At 69.2% G+C, this 14,402-nt stretch carries 13 protein-coding genes; 5 read left to right on the top strand and 8 right to left on the bottom strand.

From position 1 onward, the window contains the following. Positions 1-146: 146 nt before the first annotated feature. The 4 genes from rpoD to ACFW16_RS31135 all read right to left on the bottom strand — a co-directional run bounded on the left by rpoD (position 147) and on the right by ACFW16_RS31135 (position 5,055). Positions 147-2,096, bottom strand: a complete 1,950-nt coding sequence (rpoD, locus tag ACFW16_RS31150) for an RNA polymerase sigma factor RpoD (RefSeq protein WP_380312618.1) — start codon at positions 2,094-2,096, stop codon at positions 147-149. A 146-nt stretch (positions 2,097-2,242) separates the two neighbouring features. Continuing rightward, positions 2,243-4,069 (bottom strand): DNA primase, encoded by a 1,827-nt coding sequence (dnaG, locus tag ACFW16_RS31145; RefSeq protein ID WP_380312616.1) that lies wholly within the window; start codon positions 4,067-4,069, stop codon positions 2,243-2,245. 55 nt (positions 4,070-4,124) lie between these two features. Continuing rightward, the gene (locus ACFW16_RS31140; RefSeq protein ID WP_380312614.1) at positions 4,125-4,388 is read right to left on the bottom strand and encodes a type II toxin-antitoxin system RelE/ParE family toxin; all 264 of its coding nucleotides are present in this window, start codon (positions 4,386-4,388) and stop codon (positions 4,125-4,127) included. Positions 4,389-4,599: 211 nt separating this feature from the next. Then, positions 4,600-5,055: a GatB/YqeY domain-containing protein gene (locus ACFW16_RS31135; protein ID WP_380312612.1), complete on the bottom strand. Its 456-nt coding sequence runs from the start codon at positions 5,053-5,055 to the stop codon at positions 4,600-4,602. A 125-nt stretch (positions 5,056-5,180) separates the two neighbouring features. On the opposite strand from ACFW16_RS31135, the gene carA reads away from it, so the two are divergent. The 3 genes from carA (at position 5,181) to ACFW16_RS31120 (ending at position 7,176) form a co-directional block, all read left to right on the top strand. Beyond that, the gene (gene carA / locus ACFW16_RS31130; RefSeq protein WP_380312610.1) at positions 5,181-6,371 is read left to right on the top strand and encodes a glutamine-hydrolyzing carbamoyl-phosphate synthase small subunit; all 1,191 of its coding nucleotides are present in this window, start codon (positions 5,181-5,183) and stop codon (positions 6,369-6,371) included. Continuing rightward, positions 6,371-6,955 (top strand): GNAT family N-acetyltransferase, encoded by a 585-nt coding sequence (locus ACFW16_RS31125; RefSeq protein WP_380312608.1) that lies wholly within the window; start codon positions 6,371-6,373, stop codon positions 6,953-6,955. Before carA ends, ACFW16_RS31125 begins: the two co-directional genes overlap by 1 nt. Positions 6,956-7,020: 65 nt before the next feature. Continuing rightward, entirely contained in the window at positions 7,021-7,176 is a 156-nt protein-coding gene (locus ACFW16_RS31120; protein ID WP_380312605.1) for a hypothetical protein, read from the top strand. A 60-nt stretch (positions 7,177-7,236) separates the two neighbouring features. Here ACFW16_RS31120 and ACFW16_RS31115 read toward each other — a convergent pair whose 3' ends face one another. Next, positions 7,237-7,623: a PRC-barrel domain-containing protein gene (locus tag ACFW16_RS31115; protein WP_380312603.1), complete on the bottom strand. Its 387-nt coding sequence runs from the start codon at positions 7,621-7,623 to the stop codon at positions 7,237-7,239. Between the two features lie 130 nt (positions 7,624-7,753). Here ACFW16_RS31115 and ACFW16_RS31110 point away from each other — a divergent pair, with 130 nt between their 5' ends. Beyond that, on the top strand, positions 7,754-7,915 hold the full coding sequence (locus tag ACFW16_RS31110) for a hypothetical protein (protein ID WP_380312601.1): 162 nt from the start codon (positions 7,754-7,756) through the stop codon (positions 7,913-7,915). Positions 7,916-7,969: 54 nt separating this feature from the next. Here the strand turns inward: ACFW16_RS31110 and ACFW16_RS31105 are convergent, their stop codons facing one another. From ACFW16_RS31105 to ACFW16_RS31095, 3 genes are all read right to left on the bottom strand, one after another. Continuing rightward, complete coding sequence (locus tag ACFW16_RS31105; protein WP_380312598.1) at positions 7,970-8,296, bottom strand: hypothetical protein; 327 nt, start codon at positions 8,294-8,296, stop codon at positions 7,970-7,972. A gap of 334 nt (positions 8,297-8,630) precedes the next feature. Continuing rightward, positions 8,631-9,503 (bottom strand): aldo/keto reductase, encoded by an 873-nt coding sequence (locus ACFW16_RS31100; protein WP_380312596.1) that lies wholly within the window; start codon positions 9,501-9,503, stop codon positions 8,631-8,633. A 10-nt stretch (positions 9,504-9,513) separates the two neighbouring features. Then, positions 9,514-10,893, bottom strand: coding sequence for an adenylate/guanylate cyclase domain-containing protein (locus ACFW16_RS31095; RefSeq protein ID WP_380312594.1), 1,380 nt, complete (start codon positions 10,891-10,893; stop codon positions 9,514-9,516). A 186-nt stretch (positions 10,894-11,079) separates the two neighbouring features. Between ACFW16_RS31095 and carB the strand changes: the two genes are divergently transcribed. After that, positions 11,080-14,331, top strand: coding sequence for a carbamoyl-phosphate synthase large subunit (gene carB, locus ACFW16_RS31090; RefSeq protein WP_380312591.1), 3,252 nt, complete (start codon positions 11,080-11,082; stop codon positions 14,329-14,331). The last annotated feature ends 71 nt before the right edge of the window (positions 14,332-14,402 follow it).

Raw genomic sequence — 14,402 nt, 5'->3', positions numbered from 1 at the left:
AGGCCCGCAGAGGACTCTCACCTCCAAGTCACAAACCGGGGCACCACTCCCGGCTCTCGGTGCTCTCGCACCTCGCGCCATGCCTGGCGCACACGAAAACGGGCAACCCGAAGGCTGCCCGTTCCGAGACTCAACTGTCGGTTCGTTCAGGTATCCAGGAAGCTGCGCAGCTTGCGGCTGCGGCTCGGGTGCTTCAGCTTGCGCAGCGCTTTCGCCTCGATCTGCCGGATGCGCTCGCGCGTCACCGAGAACTGCTGGCCGACCTCCTCCAGCGTGTGGTCGGTGTTCATGCCGATGCCGAAGCGCATGCGCAGCACCCGCTCCTCGCGCGGCGTCAGCGAGGCCAGGACGCGCGTGGTGGTCTCGCGCAGATTGGCCTGGATCGCGGCGTCCAGCGGCTGGACCGCGTTCTTGTCCTCGATGAAGTCGCCGAGATGGCTGTCCTCCTCGTCGCCGATCGGCGTCTCGAGGCTGATCGGCTCCTTGGCAATTTTGAGGACCTTGCGCACCTTCTCCAGCGGCATCAGCAGGCGCTCGGCCAGCTCCTCCGGGGTCGGCTCGCGGCCGATCTCGTGCAGCATCTGCCGGCTGGTGCGGACCAGCTTGTTGATCGTCTCGATCATGTGCACCGGGATGCGGATGGTCCGCGCCTGGTCGGCGATCGAGCGGGTGATCGCCTGCCGGATCCACCAGGTGGCATAGGTCGAGAACTTGTAGCCGCGGCGGTACTCGAACTTGTCGACCGCCTTCATCAGCCCGATGTTGCCCTCCTGGATCAGGTCCAGGAACTGCAGCCCGCGGTTGGTGTACTTCTTGGCGATCGAGATCACCAGGCGGAGATTGGCCTCGACCATCTCCTTCTTGGCGCGCCCGGCCTCCTTCTCGCCCTTCTGCACGGTCGAGACGATGCGGCGGTACTCCGAGATCGGCAAGCCGACCTCGTCCGAGATCTGGCTGATCTGGCCGCGCACCCGCTGGGCCGAGGTGCTGTTCTTCTCGGCGAACTTGGCCCACTTCTTGTCCAGGCCGCGCACCCGCTCGATCCAGTTCGGGTCGAGCTCATGGCCGAAATAGTTCTGCAGGAAGGATTCGCGGCTGACCCCGCCCTCGACGACCAGGCGCATCAACTGGCCTTCCAGGCCCATCAGCTTGCGGTTCTGGGCGTAGAGCTGCTCGACCAGCTGCTCGATCCGGACATTGTTGAGGTGCACGCCGTCCATCAGGCGGACCATGTCCTCCTTCAGCTTGTCGTACTTCGAATCGGCCTGCTTGGAGATCGCCTCGCCCTTCTGGATATGGGTCAGGCGCTGCTCCTGCAGCTTGTGCATCTTCTGGTAGGTCTGCTCGATCGCCTCGAAGGTCTCGAGCACCTGCGGCTTCAGCGCCTCCTCCATGGCGGAGAGGGAGATGCCGCCGTCATCGTCATCGCCCGACCCGCCGGACGCGGCTTCGCCTTCGCCCTCCGGCTCGGCCTCGGCCTCCTCTTCGGCCTCGCTCTCGCCTTCGGTCATGGCCAGCGCCTCGCCCTCCGGGCTGGCGCCGTAGGTGGCGTCGAGGTCGATGATGTCGCGCAGCAGCATCTTCCCGTCCTTCAGGGCGGAATGCCACTCGATCATCGCGCGGATGGTCAGCGGGCTCTCGCAGATGCCGCCGATCATCATCTCCCGGCCGGCCTCGATGCGCTTGGCGATGGCGATCTCGCCCTCGCGCGACAAGAGCTCGACCGATCCCATCTCGCGCAGATACATGCGCACGGGGTCGTCGGTGCGGCCGACATCGTCGTCGTCGAGGTTGCCGGCATTGCGGCCCTCGCCGTCGGCATCTGCGCCGGCGGCCGCGGTGTCGTCCGACTCCTCGTTCTCGACGACGTTGATGCCCATCTCGGACAGGTTCGAGGTCACGTCCTCGATCTGCTCGGACGAGGTCAGGTCCGGCGGCAGGGCGGCATTCAGCTCGTCGATGGTGACGTAGCCGCGCTCCTTGCCCTTGGCGATGAGCTTCTTCACCGCCTGGACGGTGACGTCCATCATGGCGCCGTCCGCGCTGTCCTCGCGCGTCTCGGCCTCGCCCGCCGCCGTCGCTGTCTTGGTTGCCATCTGCACCCGTGCCCCTTCACCCGCCGCCGTCGGGAGTGACCCGAAGTTGGCTCTCATACCTAAGCTTCCGCGCGCAAGGAAGGGGCACGACTCGAATCATACCTGCCCCGCCGCACCGCGGCATCACCTTCATCCCGGCCGCCGGGTCAGAACCCGCCCGGCACCGCCTGCCGACGCACGATCTCCTGATGCAGCCCGCGCCAGCGTTCCAGCGCGGCCTCCGTGCCTTGCCTGTCCATCTCCCGCGCCGCATCTGCGAGCTCGCGCCGCAAGGCGCGCAGCTCGAGATGGCTCATGACCATGGCCCAGCCGGCTCGCGCCTCCTCCAGAGGGGCTTCCGGCCGGGTGAAGGGCCATTTCTTCCGAATGCGGTCCACCAACGCCGGCGGCAATCCATCGGCTTCGGGAATAGTCAGGTAGGGCCGGGCCGGCTGCGAATCAAGTCCGCCCGAGTCGTGGCTGTGCGAATCGCCGAGTCGCGCCAGCAGGGACTGGCGCAGCGAATCGAGGCCCGAATCGGGGATCTCGATCATGGCGAAGCCTTCGCCGACCTCTTCGCCGAGGCCGGGATGTGCGGCGAGAAGGCACAAGAGGACGCAGATCGCCAGGCGGTCGTCCTGCTCGTCGCGGATCGATTGCGGCTTGGGCCCGGCCGGTGCCGGCGGCTTGCCGCCCGGCCGCCACTCCTGCCGCTTCGGCCGCCAGGGGAACGCCTCCTCGAACCGGGCCCGCAGCTCGGCCAGATACTGGCCCTGCACCGCCGGGTCGGCGATCCGCCGGGCCTGGGCCTCGACGCCGGCGCGCAGGCCCGCCCGCCCCTCCGGCGTCTCCAGCCGGTGCATCGTGGTCTGGCGGTCGAACAGCACCCGGACCAGCGGCAGCGCGCTTTCCAGCACCGCCTGCATGGCCGCGCCGCCGCCGGAGCCGCGGATCAGGCTGTCCGGGTCCTCGCCCTGCGGCAGGAAGGCGATGCGGGCGGAATGGTCGGGCTTCAGCTGCGGCAGGATCCGGTCCATCGCCCGCCACGCGGCGCGCCGCCCGGCCTCGTCGCCGTCGAAGCACAGCACCGGCACCGGCGCCATCTTCCACAGCTCGACGATCTGCTCCTCGGTCAGGGCGGTGCCGAGCGGCGCCACCGCCGCCTCGAAACCGGCGCGGACCAGGGCGATCACGTCCATGTAGCCTTCGGCCACGATCACGGTCTGGCCCTGCGACGCCGCCTGCCGGGCGCGGGACATGCCGTAGAGCAGGCTCCCCTTGTGGAACAGCGGGTTGTCCGGGCTGTTGATGTATTTCGGCCCGTCCCCCTCCATGATCCGGCCGCCGAAGGCGACGATACGGCCACGGCGGTCGGCGACCGGGAAGATCACCCGGTTGCGAAAGAAGGAATAGAGGTCGCGCCCGTCATCCGGCCGGCGGGCCAGCCCGACCTCCTCGATCATCGCATCCTGGAAGCCCTGGCCGCGCAGATGCTTGATCAGCTTGCCGCTATCGGTGGGCGCGAAGCCGAGGCGGAAGCGCGAGACGGTGTCGCCGTCCAGGCCGCGGCCCTTGAGGTAGTCGCGCGCCGCCCGGCCGCCGGGGCCGCGCAGCTCGGCCTCGAAGAGGGCGCAGGCGGATTCGACCACGTCGTACAGCGTCTTCTGCCGCTCGAACCGGGCCCGGTCCTCCGGCGCGGCCTTCGGCACCTCCAGCCCGGCCTGGGACGCCAGCGTCTCGATCGCCTCCATGAAGGACAGGCGGTCGTGCTGCATCACGAAGCTGATGACGTCGCCGGTGGCGCCGCAGCCGAAGCAGTAGAAGAAGCCCTTCTGGTCGTTGACCGTGAAGCTCGGCGTCTTCTCCTTATGGAACGGGCAGCAGGCCTTGAACTCGCCCTTGGTGCTGCGCTGCAGCGGCACCCGCTTGCCGACCACGTCGGACACCTGGAGGCGGGTGCGCAGCTCTTCGAGGAAGCCGGGAGGAAGGGACATGCAGGGGTTCTATCGGGCAAGAAGAGATTAGATTAACGCGATTCCTGCCACGGGCTCAGCGGTTCTGAGCCCCGTGCCAGATACGCAGGATTTCGACCTGTCCGGTCACCCGATACACGATCACATAGGGCATGACGACGAGTTCCCGCGTGGCAAACTCCAACCCCGGGCGCCCACGTCTCGGCAGTCGTTCCAGGCTGTCAGCGGCTGCAATCAACTGGACCGCGAGACGCGACGCGGCCCAGGGATTGACCGCCTCGACATAGGTCACCACCCGGTCAAGGTCAGCCAGCGCTTCAAGCGTCCAGGCTACTTGCACTCAGGCTTCGGCAACCGCTTGCCGGTCCCCCAGGAGAGCAGCCAGCGCCGTACCTCCTCATGGGGAACCATCCGCCCTGCATCGGCAGAGGCAATGCCCTCCCGGATCGCCGCACGTTTGGCGGCGGTCTCGGGATCGTCCGGAATCTGGATGGGCGCCGGCTTTCTCATAGGCTCAATATAAGCGTCTTCCGGTCGACAAACCACCCGGCTCAGCCCAGTTGCGCCTTCACCGCGGCCGAGACCTTGGAGAAGTCCATCCGGCCGGCGTAGCGGGTCTTCAGCTCGGCCATCACCTTGCCCATGTCCTTCATGCCGGCGGCGCCGAGATCCTTGATGACGGTGCCGATCGCCGCCGCGGTCTCGGCCTCGTCCATCGCCTGGGGCAGCCAGCGCTCGATCACCGCGATCTCGGCCTGCTCCTTGTCGGCCAGGTCCTGCCGGTTGCCCTGCTGGTAGAGGGCGATGCTCTCGCGCCGCTGCTTCACCATGGTCTGCAGCATCGACAGGATCTCTTCGTCCGGGATGCCGTCCATGTTGCCCTTGCCGCGGGCGTCGATGTCCTTGGTCTTGAGCGTGGCGATGATCATCCGCACGGTCGAGAGCGTGCGCTCGTCCTTGGCCTTCATCGCCTCTTTCAGCGTGTCGGTGAACTGGGCGCGCAGCATGGTCGGATCCTCCTGACAGAAGCGGCGCGAATGTCGGCCATTCGGCCGACATAGGCAAGAGAACGGGGCGGCCATTCCGCCGGCGCGGGCAAGAGGGGCTGGAATCTCGCCGCCGTCCGTGCTTTATGCCTGGAAATTCAGACCCCGAGGTTGCCATGTCCCACACCGCTCCGCCCCCCGGCGCCACTGCGGCGCTCGTGCTCGCCGACGGCACGGTGCTTTGGGGCCGAGGCATCGGCGCCGCCGGCCGGGCGATCGGCGAGGTCTGCTTCAACACCTCGATGACCGGCTACCAGGAGATCATGACCGATCCGTCCTATGCCGGGCAGATCGTCACCTTCACCTTTCCGCATATCGGCAATGTCGGCGCCAACCCGGAGGACGTCGAGACCGGGACCACCGCGGCGCGCGGCCTGGTGCTGCGCGACGACATCACCGAGCCGTCGAGCTGGCGCGCCGTGCGCGACTTCGACGACTGGCTGCAATCCTTCGGCCTGATCGGCATCGCCGGGGTCGACACCCGCGCCCTGACCCGCCGCATCCGCGACGCCGGCGCCCCGACCGGGGTGGTGATCCACGCCCCCGACGGCGCCTTCGACATCGCCGCGGCGCTGGCCGAGGCCCAGGCCTGGCCGGGGCTGGAGGGCATGGACCTGGCGAAGGAGGTGTCCTGCACCCAGACCTATCGCTGGGACCAGACGCGCTGGGAGCAAGGCACCGGCTACGGCACGCTGGAGGCCCCGAAACGGAAGGTCGTGGCGATCGATTTCGGTGCCAAGCGCAACATCCTGCGCTGCCTGGCCTCGACCGGCTGCGAGGTCACCGTGGTGCCGGCGACGGCGACCGCCGAGGACGTGCTGAGCCACAAGCCGGACGGGGTGTTCCTGGCCAACGGCCCGGGCGACCCGGCGGCGACCGGCACATACGCCGTGCCGACGATCAAGGCGCTGCTCGACACCGGCCTGCCGATGTTCGGCATCTGCCTCGGCCACCAGATGCTGGCCCTGGCGCTGGGCGGGACCACCGGCAAGATGGCGCGCGGCCACCGCGGCGCCAACCACCCGGTCAAGGACCTGACCACCGGCAAGGTCGAGATCACCAGCCAGAACCACGGCTTCCAGGTGCTGGCGGAGAGCCTGCCGGATTCGGTCGAGGTCACCCATGTCAGCCTGTTCGACGGCTCGAACGAAGGGCTGCGGCTGAAGGACCGGCCGGTGTTCTCGGTGCAGTACCACCCCGAGGCCAGCCCCGGGCCGCAGGACAGCCACTACCTGTTCCAGCGCTTCGTCGACCTGATCGACGCGCACAAGCGCTGATGCCGCAGCGTGAGCCGCCGCGCCTGCTCGGCCCCAGGGTCTTCCTGAGCTTGGCCGGGCCGGCCGACGGCGCGGATCTCGCCATCTTCCACGACCGGGAATGGGACCATCTCGGCCCCTGGATGCCGCCGCGCAGCGCCGCCTGGCGCACCGAGGCCCATTGGCGCCGCTGGGGTGCCGAGGCGGCGGAGCTGTTCCTCGAGGACCGGGCCGTGCGGCTGGTGCTGCGCCGGATCGACCGGCCGGAGGCCGGCATCGTCGGGCAGCTGAACCTGAACATGCTGGCGCGCGGCGCCTTCCAGGCCGCGACGCTGGGCTACCACATGGCCGCGGCGCAGCAGGGCCAGGGCCTGATGCGCGAGGCGCTGGAGATGACGATTTCCTATGCCTTCGGCCCCTTGAGCCTGCACCGGCTGATGGCCAACCACCTGCCGGAGAACGCCCGCAGCGCGGCGCTGCTGCAGCGCCTGGGCTTCGTCCGCGAGGGCTACGCCAAGGACTATCTGTTCATCGGCGGCGCCTGGCGCGACCACGTGCTGACGGCGCTGACCAACCCCGATCCGGTCGATCCGCCGACGGCGTAGCCCGGAACCGGCCTCCCCGCCCCGCCGTTGCCTTTTCACCAGGGGCACCGCAGCGAGGAGGCGACATGCCGGAGGACAACCCCCAGGGGCGCCCGCCGACGCTCAACAAGACCGAGGCCCGCCAGGGCGAGACCAGCGGCCGCATGCGCTGGGTGCTGCACGCCTCGATGGGCCTCGTGGTCGTGGCCTTCGGCATCATCCTGCTCTGGTGGGTGTTCTGACGGACACAAAAAAGGGGCGGCCGCGGGGCCGCCCCAAGTCTTCCCAGCCTGGTTCCGCCGCTACAGCCAATAAGGCGGCACGCGGTAGTAGTCGTGCACCTGCCGCGCCCATTGCCGGTCGTCCCAGTCGAAGCTGTCGCCGGCCTCATGGGCCGGGGCGCCGCGCAGCTGATCCTCGGTGATGTCCAGCTCGTAGGCGTCGAGCGCCTCGTTGTAGGTCAGCATCGACCACGGCAGGGCGTAGTAGTCCTCGCCCATCCCGAGGAAGCCGCCGAAGGTCATCACCGCATAGGCGACGCGGCCGGTGCGCTTGTCGATCATCACCCGCTGGATGGTGCCGATCCGGTCGCCGTTCGGCCGCCGCACCGGGGTGTTCTCGACCTTGTCGCTGGCGATCAGCCGCTCGGTCTCGCGCGTGCTGAGATCGCGGGCTGCCTGGGCCTGCATCGTCGCTCTCCCACAATGGTGGTCTCTTCCAGGCAATGGCCCGGACGGACCCCGGGTTCCCCGGAACCGGGGACCGCGGCGGGCAATTGACCAGGAAGACTGCCAACCCCGCAGATGCGAGGCCGCGACGATGAGCGATCCCAAGCCACCCCCCGACGACCCCACCCGCCCGCCGATGCCCACCCCGCGGCCGGACACGCCGCCGAACGAGCCGGGCCAGCCGCCGCCGGAGGTGCCGCCCGAAGGCCCGGCCGAACCGCCCCTGCCGGATCCGGTCCGGTTCCGCGCATGAAAAAGGCCGGCACCCGCGGGTGCCGGCCTTCATCATCCTCGGATCGTGGCGCGGTCAGTAGCGCCAGTCGTACCGGTAGGGGCGACGATCGTCACGCCAGCGCCAGCCGTCGCGGTGCCACCGGTCCCGGCGCCAGCTGTCGCGGTACCAGTCCCGCCGGTCGTGGCGCCAGTCCCGGCGCCAGTCGCGATGATCGCGCCGCCAGTCGCGGCGGTCGCGCCAGCTGCGATGGTCGCGCCAGTCCACCTTGGTGTCGAGAGTCGCATCCCCGTGCCACACCGCCGGCGCGGCCACGGGCGCGGGCGCCCGGTCCTGGGCGATGGCGGCGCCGGAAGCGCCGAGCAGCAGAGCCGCGGAAGCGGCCACGAGAACACGCTTCATACGAGACAACATAGGGCTGATCCCTCTTCCATCAACCGGCGATGCTCCCTGGGGAAACAGCCGGCTCCCACACTTCACGCCCTACACTGAAGATTCCGTCGTCCTCCCGAGCAGTACCCAGAAGCTTACATCAAAAACCCGTGCTGTCGAGCCGCCGAATTCCTTTTCGGACACGAAGAGATCACAATGAAGTCACAATCTGATTTAGCTTAGACTTGCAATTCCCATTCGACGCTCAATTATCAGTAGATGAATATGGACGAGCAGATACCGGCTCGGGAATGAACCGGACTGGCTTGTTCGCCGGAAAGGAGCGGGAATCCGCCCTCGGCGCTCAGAGGATGGCGAGCGGCATCTTCCGCCGTGGCGGCGGGAAGGCTTGGCCCAGCGCCGTCAGATCGGCCTCGTCGAGGACGATGTCCAGCGCCTTGCGGTGGTCGCGCAGCCGCTCGACCCGGCTGGACTTCGGGATGGCGACGACGCCCTGCCGGGTCAGCAGCCAGGCCAGCGCCACGGTGGCCGGCGCCACGCCGTGCCGGCGGGCGACGCCGCCGAGGGCGGGATTGCCGAGCAGCCGGCCCTGGCCGAGCGGCGAATAGGCCATCACCGGCAGCCCGCGGTCCTGGCACCAAGGCAGCAGGTCCCATTCGATGCCGCGGGCGGACAGGCTGTAGCAGACCTGGTTGGTCGCCGTGCGCCCGCCTTCCGCCTCGCCGGTCCAGGCCTGCATGTCGTCGAGGTCGAAATTGCTGACGCCCCAGTCGACCGCCTTGCCGTCCTGCCGCAGCCGCTCGAACGCCTCGATGGTCTCGGCATAGGGCGCGCGGCCCTGCCAGTGCAGCAGGTACAGGTCGATCCGGTCGGTGCCGAGCCGGCGCAGGCTGCGCTCGCAGGCCTCGATCGCGGCGGTGCGGCCGGCATTGTGCGGATAGACCTTGCTGACCAGGAACACGCCGTCGCGGCGGCCGCGGATCGCTTGGCCGACCACCTCCTCGGCCCCGCCCTCGCCATACATCTCGGCGGTGTCGATCAGGGTCAGGCCGAGGTCGAGGCCCGCAGCCAGCGCCGCCGCCTCCTCATCGGCCTCGCGCCGGTCCTCGCCCATGCCCCAGGTGCCCTGCCCCAGGACCGGCATGGCGGCGCCGGACGGCAGCGCCACCGTGGTCTCGCCCGCCGACCGGCGGCGCAGCCCGTCTGTGCCGGTCATTCCATGCCTCCTATTCCGCGATCGCCATTTGATCCTGAGGCACCGCGCCGGCCAGCGTCCAGATCGCCAGCGCGCCCTGCCGGCCGCGGATCTCCGCCTCGCCGGCCGGGCCGAAGGCGGCCAGCACCTCCTGCGGGCAGCCTTCGCGGCCGGCCTGGGACACCGCGGCGTCGCTGGCCACCACCCGGGCGGCCAGGCGGCGGCTCAGCCGTTCCAGCCGGCTGGCCACGTTGACGGTGTCGCCGACCACGCCGAATTCGAGGCGCCGCTCATCGCCGATATTGCCCATCACCACCAGCCCGTAGTGCAGGCCGATGCCGACCTCGACCGGCACCGCACCGCGCGCCTGCCGCTTGGCGTTCCAGCGCTCCACCTCGGCGCACATGTCCCGGGCGCAGCTGAGCGCGTTGGAGGCGTCGCGCGGGCCGGGCTGCGGCGTGCCGAAGGTCGCCATGACGCAGTCGCCGATATACTTGTCGATCGTGCCCTCATGGTCGAAGACCTGCTGCGCCATGCGGCGATGGAAGCTGCGCAGCAGCGCCACCACCCGCTCCGGCGCCAGCCCCTCGGCCTGGCCGGAGAAGCCGACGATGTCGACGAACAGGATCACCGCCGGCTGGCGCTGGATCTCGCCGAGCGGCGCCGCCGAGGCGGCCAGCCGGCCGACCAGGTTGGGCGAGAAGTAGCGCGACAGCGATGCCTTGGCCGCCTCCATCCGCGCCGCCCGCCCGACCAGCCGGCGCGACCTCCACACGGCGAGCGCCAGCACCAGCGTCATCAGCACCAGGACGACGGTCTGGATCATCCACAGCGTGCTGCTGACGGCGTGCGGGTCGAGCGACATCGCGATGCGCACGACGTCCGGGTTCGGACCGTCGACCACGTCGTTGGCGCTGGTGACGATGCTGTCGGGCCGCGTCGCCAGCCAGGCGAAGCCGAGCGACCAGGAGACCGTCAGGGCCCCGCCGACCAGCAGCACCAGCTTGGGCGAATAGCTCAGCGCCACGCCGCACAGGAACAGGAGGAGAAACAGGAAGTTCGGGATGCGCTGGGTGAACTGGACCGGCAGGTCGGAGCTGAACAGCGGGTTCGGCGCCACCATGACGAAGGTCAGCACCGCCGCGTCCAGCACCAGGAAGGCGCCGACGCCCCAGACGCCGATGCTGCCGCGGCGCTGCAGCAGATAGGGGATCAGGCCGAGCACGAGGAAGGCCGCCATCACGCCGAGATAGGCCACCGACCGTCCGACCGGGATGGTCAGCACGACGTAGAGGGCCAGCAGCGCCAGCACCAGGACGCGGCCGTAGAAGACGTAGGACAGGCCGTCCCGCTCCTCCCGCTCCATGGCCCCCCGGATGCCAACGGGCGCCGCCTGCGCCGGTTTCGCCATGCCGCCCTCCAGCCCGATGATGCGCAGGAAATGGGGCGCCGGGGCCGCTTTCGCCAGGGTCCGGATGACGACAGGTCGCCCCTGCCCTGCGCCATGCGGTCGCCCCGGGGCTTTCCCCGCGCGCGTTCCTTCCTTATAAGAGCGCGCTCCTTCGGGAGCGTGCCCCCGTACCCAGCAGGCCGCCCCATGCCCAAGCGCACCGACATCCGCTCGATCTGCATCATCGGCGCCGGACCGATCGTCATCGGCCAGGCCTGCGAGTTCGACTATTCCGGCGCCCAGGCCTGCAAGGCGCTGAAGCAGGAGGGCTACCGCGTCATCCTTGTCAATTCCAACCCGGCGACGATCATGACCGATCCGGAGCTGGCGGACGCGACCTATATCGAGCCGATCACGCCCGAGTTCGTGGCCCGCATCCTGGAGGCGGAGAGGCCGGACGCGCTGTTGCCGACCATGGGCGGGCAGACGGCGCTGAACACCGCCATGGCGCTGGCCGAGAACGGCACGCTGGCGCGGCTGGGAATCGAGCTGATCGGGGCCAAGCGGGACAGCATCGAGAAGGCCGAGGACCGGGCCAAGTTCCGCGAGACCATGGACGAGATCGGGCTGGAATCGCCGAAGAGCGCGGTGGTGCATTCCCTGTCCGAGGCGATCGACGCGCTGCCCGCCGTCGGCCTGCCGGCGATCATCCGCCCGTCCTTCACCCTCGGCGGCACCGGCGGCGGCATCGCCTACAACCGGGTCGAGTTCGAGGAGATCGTCCGCTCCGGCCTCGCCGCCAGCCCGACCCGCGAGGTGCTGATCGAGGAATCCGTCCTCGGCTGGAAGGAGTACGAGATGGAGGTGGTCCGCGACCGCGCGGACAACTGCATCATCATCTGCTCGATCGAGAACATCGATCCGATGGGCATCCACACCGGCGACAGCGTCACCGTGGCCCCGGCCCTGACGCTGACCGACAAGGAATACCAGCGGATGCGCGATGCCTCGATCGCGGTCCTGCGCGCGATCGGCGTCGACACCGGCGGGTCGAACGTGCAGTTCGCGGTCGACCCCGACACCGGCCGCATGGTCGTGATCGAGATGAACCCGCGGGTCAGCCGGTCCTCCGCCCTCGCCTCCAAGGCGACCGGCTTCCCGATCGCCAAGGTCGCGGCCAAGCTGGCGGTCGGCTACACGCTCGACGAGCTGTCCAACGACATCACCAAGGTGACCCCGGCCAGCTTCGAGCCGACGATCGACTATGTCGTCGTCAAGATGCCGCGCTTCACCTTCGAGAAGTTCCCGGGCGCCGAGCCGACCCTGACCACCAGCATGAAGTCGGTCGGCGAGGCGATGTCGATCGGCCGCAGCTTCCCCGAGGCGCTGCAGAAGGCGCTGCGGTCGATGGAGACCGGCCTGTCCGGCCTGGACGAGGTCGAGATCCCGGGCGTCGCCATGGACGCGCCGGACAGCCAGGTGATCCGCGCCGCGCTGGCCCGCCCGACCCATGACCGGCTGCTGGTGATCGCCCAGGCGATGCGCCTCGGCCTCGGGGTCGAGGAGATCCGCGCCGCCTGCAAGTTCGACCCTTGGTTCCTGCGCGAGATCGAGCGGATCGTCGCGGCGGAGGAGGAGGTGCGGCGCTACGGCCTGCCCGAGGATGCGCAGGGCTTCGCCCGGCTGAAGCGCCTCGGCTTCTCCGACGCCCGGCTGGCGAAGCTGGCGGATGTCAGCGAGGCCGAGGCCGCCTCGGCCCGCCGCGGCCTGGGGGTGATGCCGGTCTACAAGCGGATCGACACCTGCGCCGGCGAATTCGCCTCGGCCACGCCCTACATGTATTCGACGCACGAGGCCGGCTTCGATGAGGGCGAGTGCGAATCCGACCCGACCGACCGCGAGAAGATCGTCATCCTCGGCGGCGGCCCGAACCGGATCGGCCAGGGCATCGAGTTCGACTATTGCTGCGTCCATGCCGCCTACGCGCTGAAGGAGGCCGGCTACGAGACCATCATGGTCAACTGCAACCCGGAGACGGTGTCGACCGACTACGACACCTCGGACCGGCTGTATTTCGAGCCATTGACGGCCGAGGACGTGATCGAGCTGATCCGGGTCGAGCAGGAGCGCGGCACGGTCAAGGGCGTGATCGTCCAGTTCGGCGGCCAGACCCCGCTGAAGCTGGCACATGACCTGGAGGCGGCCGGCATCCCGATCCTGGGCACGCCGAAGGACGCGATCGACCTGGCCGAGGATCGCGAGCGCTTCCGCGACCTCTTGGACAAGCTGGGCCTGCGCCAGCCGAAGAGCGGCATCGCCCATTCGGTCGAGGAGGCTGAGGCGATCGTGCAGGAGGTCGGCTTCCCCTGCCTGATGCGCCCGTCCTACGTGCTGGGCGGCCGCGGCATGGAGATCGTGCACGACCTGCAGGGTTTCCGCCGCTACATCACCACGGCGGTCAAGGTCTCCGGCCGCAACCCCGTGCTGATCGACCGCTACCTGCAGGACGCGATCGAGGTCGATGTCGACGCGGTGCGCGACGGCACCGAAGTCTATGTCGCCGGCATCATGGAGCATATCGAGGAGGCCGGGATCCATTCCGGCGACAGCGCCTGCGCCCTGCCGCCCTATTCCCTGTCCGCCGCCGTGGTCCAGGAGATCGAGCGCCAGACCCGGATGCTGGCCGACGGGCTCGGCGTCATCGGCCTGATGAACACCCAGTTCGCGGTCAAGGACAACGAGGTCTACGTCATCGAGGTCAATCCGCGCGCCAGCCGCACCGTGCCCTTCGTGGCCAAGGCGACCGGCACGCCGATCGCCAAGATCGCCGCCCGGGTGATGGCCGGCGAAAAGCTGGCCGACTTCACCCTGACCGGCCCGACCCCGCCGTACACGGCGGTGAAGGAGGCGGTGTTCCCGTTCAACCGTTTCCCCGGCGTCGACGTCATCCTGGGGCCGGAGATGAAGTCGACCGGCGAGGTCATGGGCCTGGACCGCGACTTCGGCCGCGCCTTCGCCAAGAGCCAGTTGGGCGCCAACCAGAAGGTGCCGCTGTCCGGCACCGTCTTCGTCTCGGTCAAGGACCGGGACAAGCCGGCGATCCTCGCCGTCGCCCGGCGCATCGCCGAGCTGGGCTTCGAGATCCTGGCCTCGACCGGCACCGCCAGGGCTCTGGAGGAAGGCGGCCTCAAGGTCCGGCGCATCAACAAGGTGATGGAAGGCCAGCCGCACATCGTCGACGCCATCCTGAACGGCGAGGTCCAGCTGGTGTTCAACACCACGGACGGTGCCCAGACGGTGCGCGACAGCTTCGGCTTGCGCCGCGCCGCGCTGGTCAATAACATTCCCTACTCGACGACCGTGGCCGGGGCGCGCGCGACTGTGGAGGCGATCGCCGCGCTGAAGGCCGGGGCGCTTGAAGTCGCCCCGCTGCAATCCTACCTAGGTTCGGCGCGGTAGCACCGGGGGCAGGGATACGAGCAGGTCTGGAGGCCGGCGTCCTGGACGCCGGGCGCAACGCTTTTTGGCTT

Origin of the sequence: Inquilinus sp. NPDC058860, from assembly GCF_042743185.1 — a bacterium.
Classification (GTDB): domain Bacteria; phylum Pseudomonadota; class Alphaproteobacteria; order DSM-16000; family Inquilinaceae; genus Inquilinus.
Note: the sequence above shows the minus strand (reverse complement) of the source record. Positions and strands in the feature narration are given on the sequence as shown.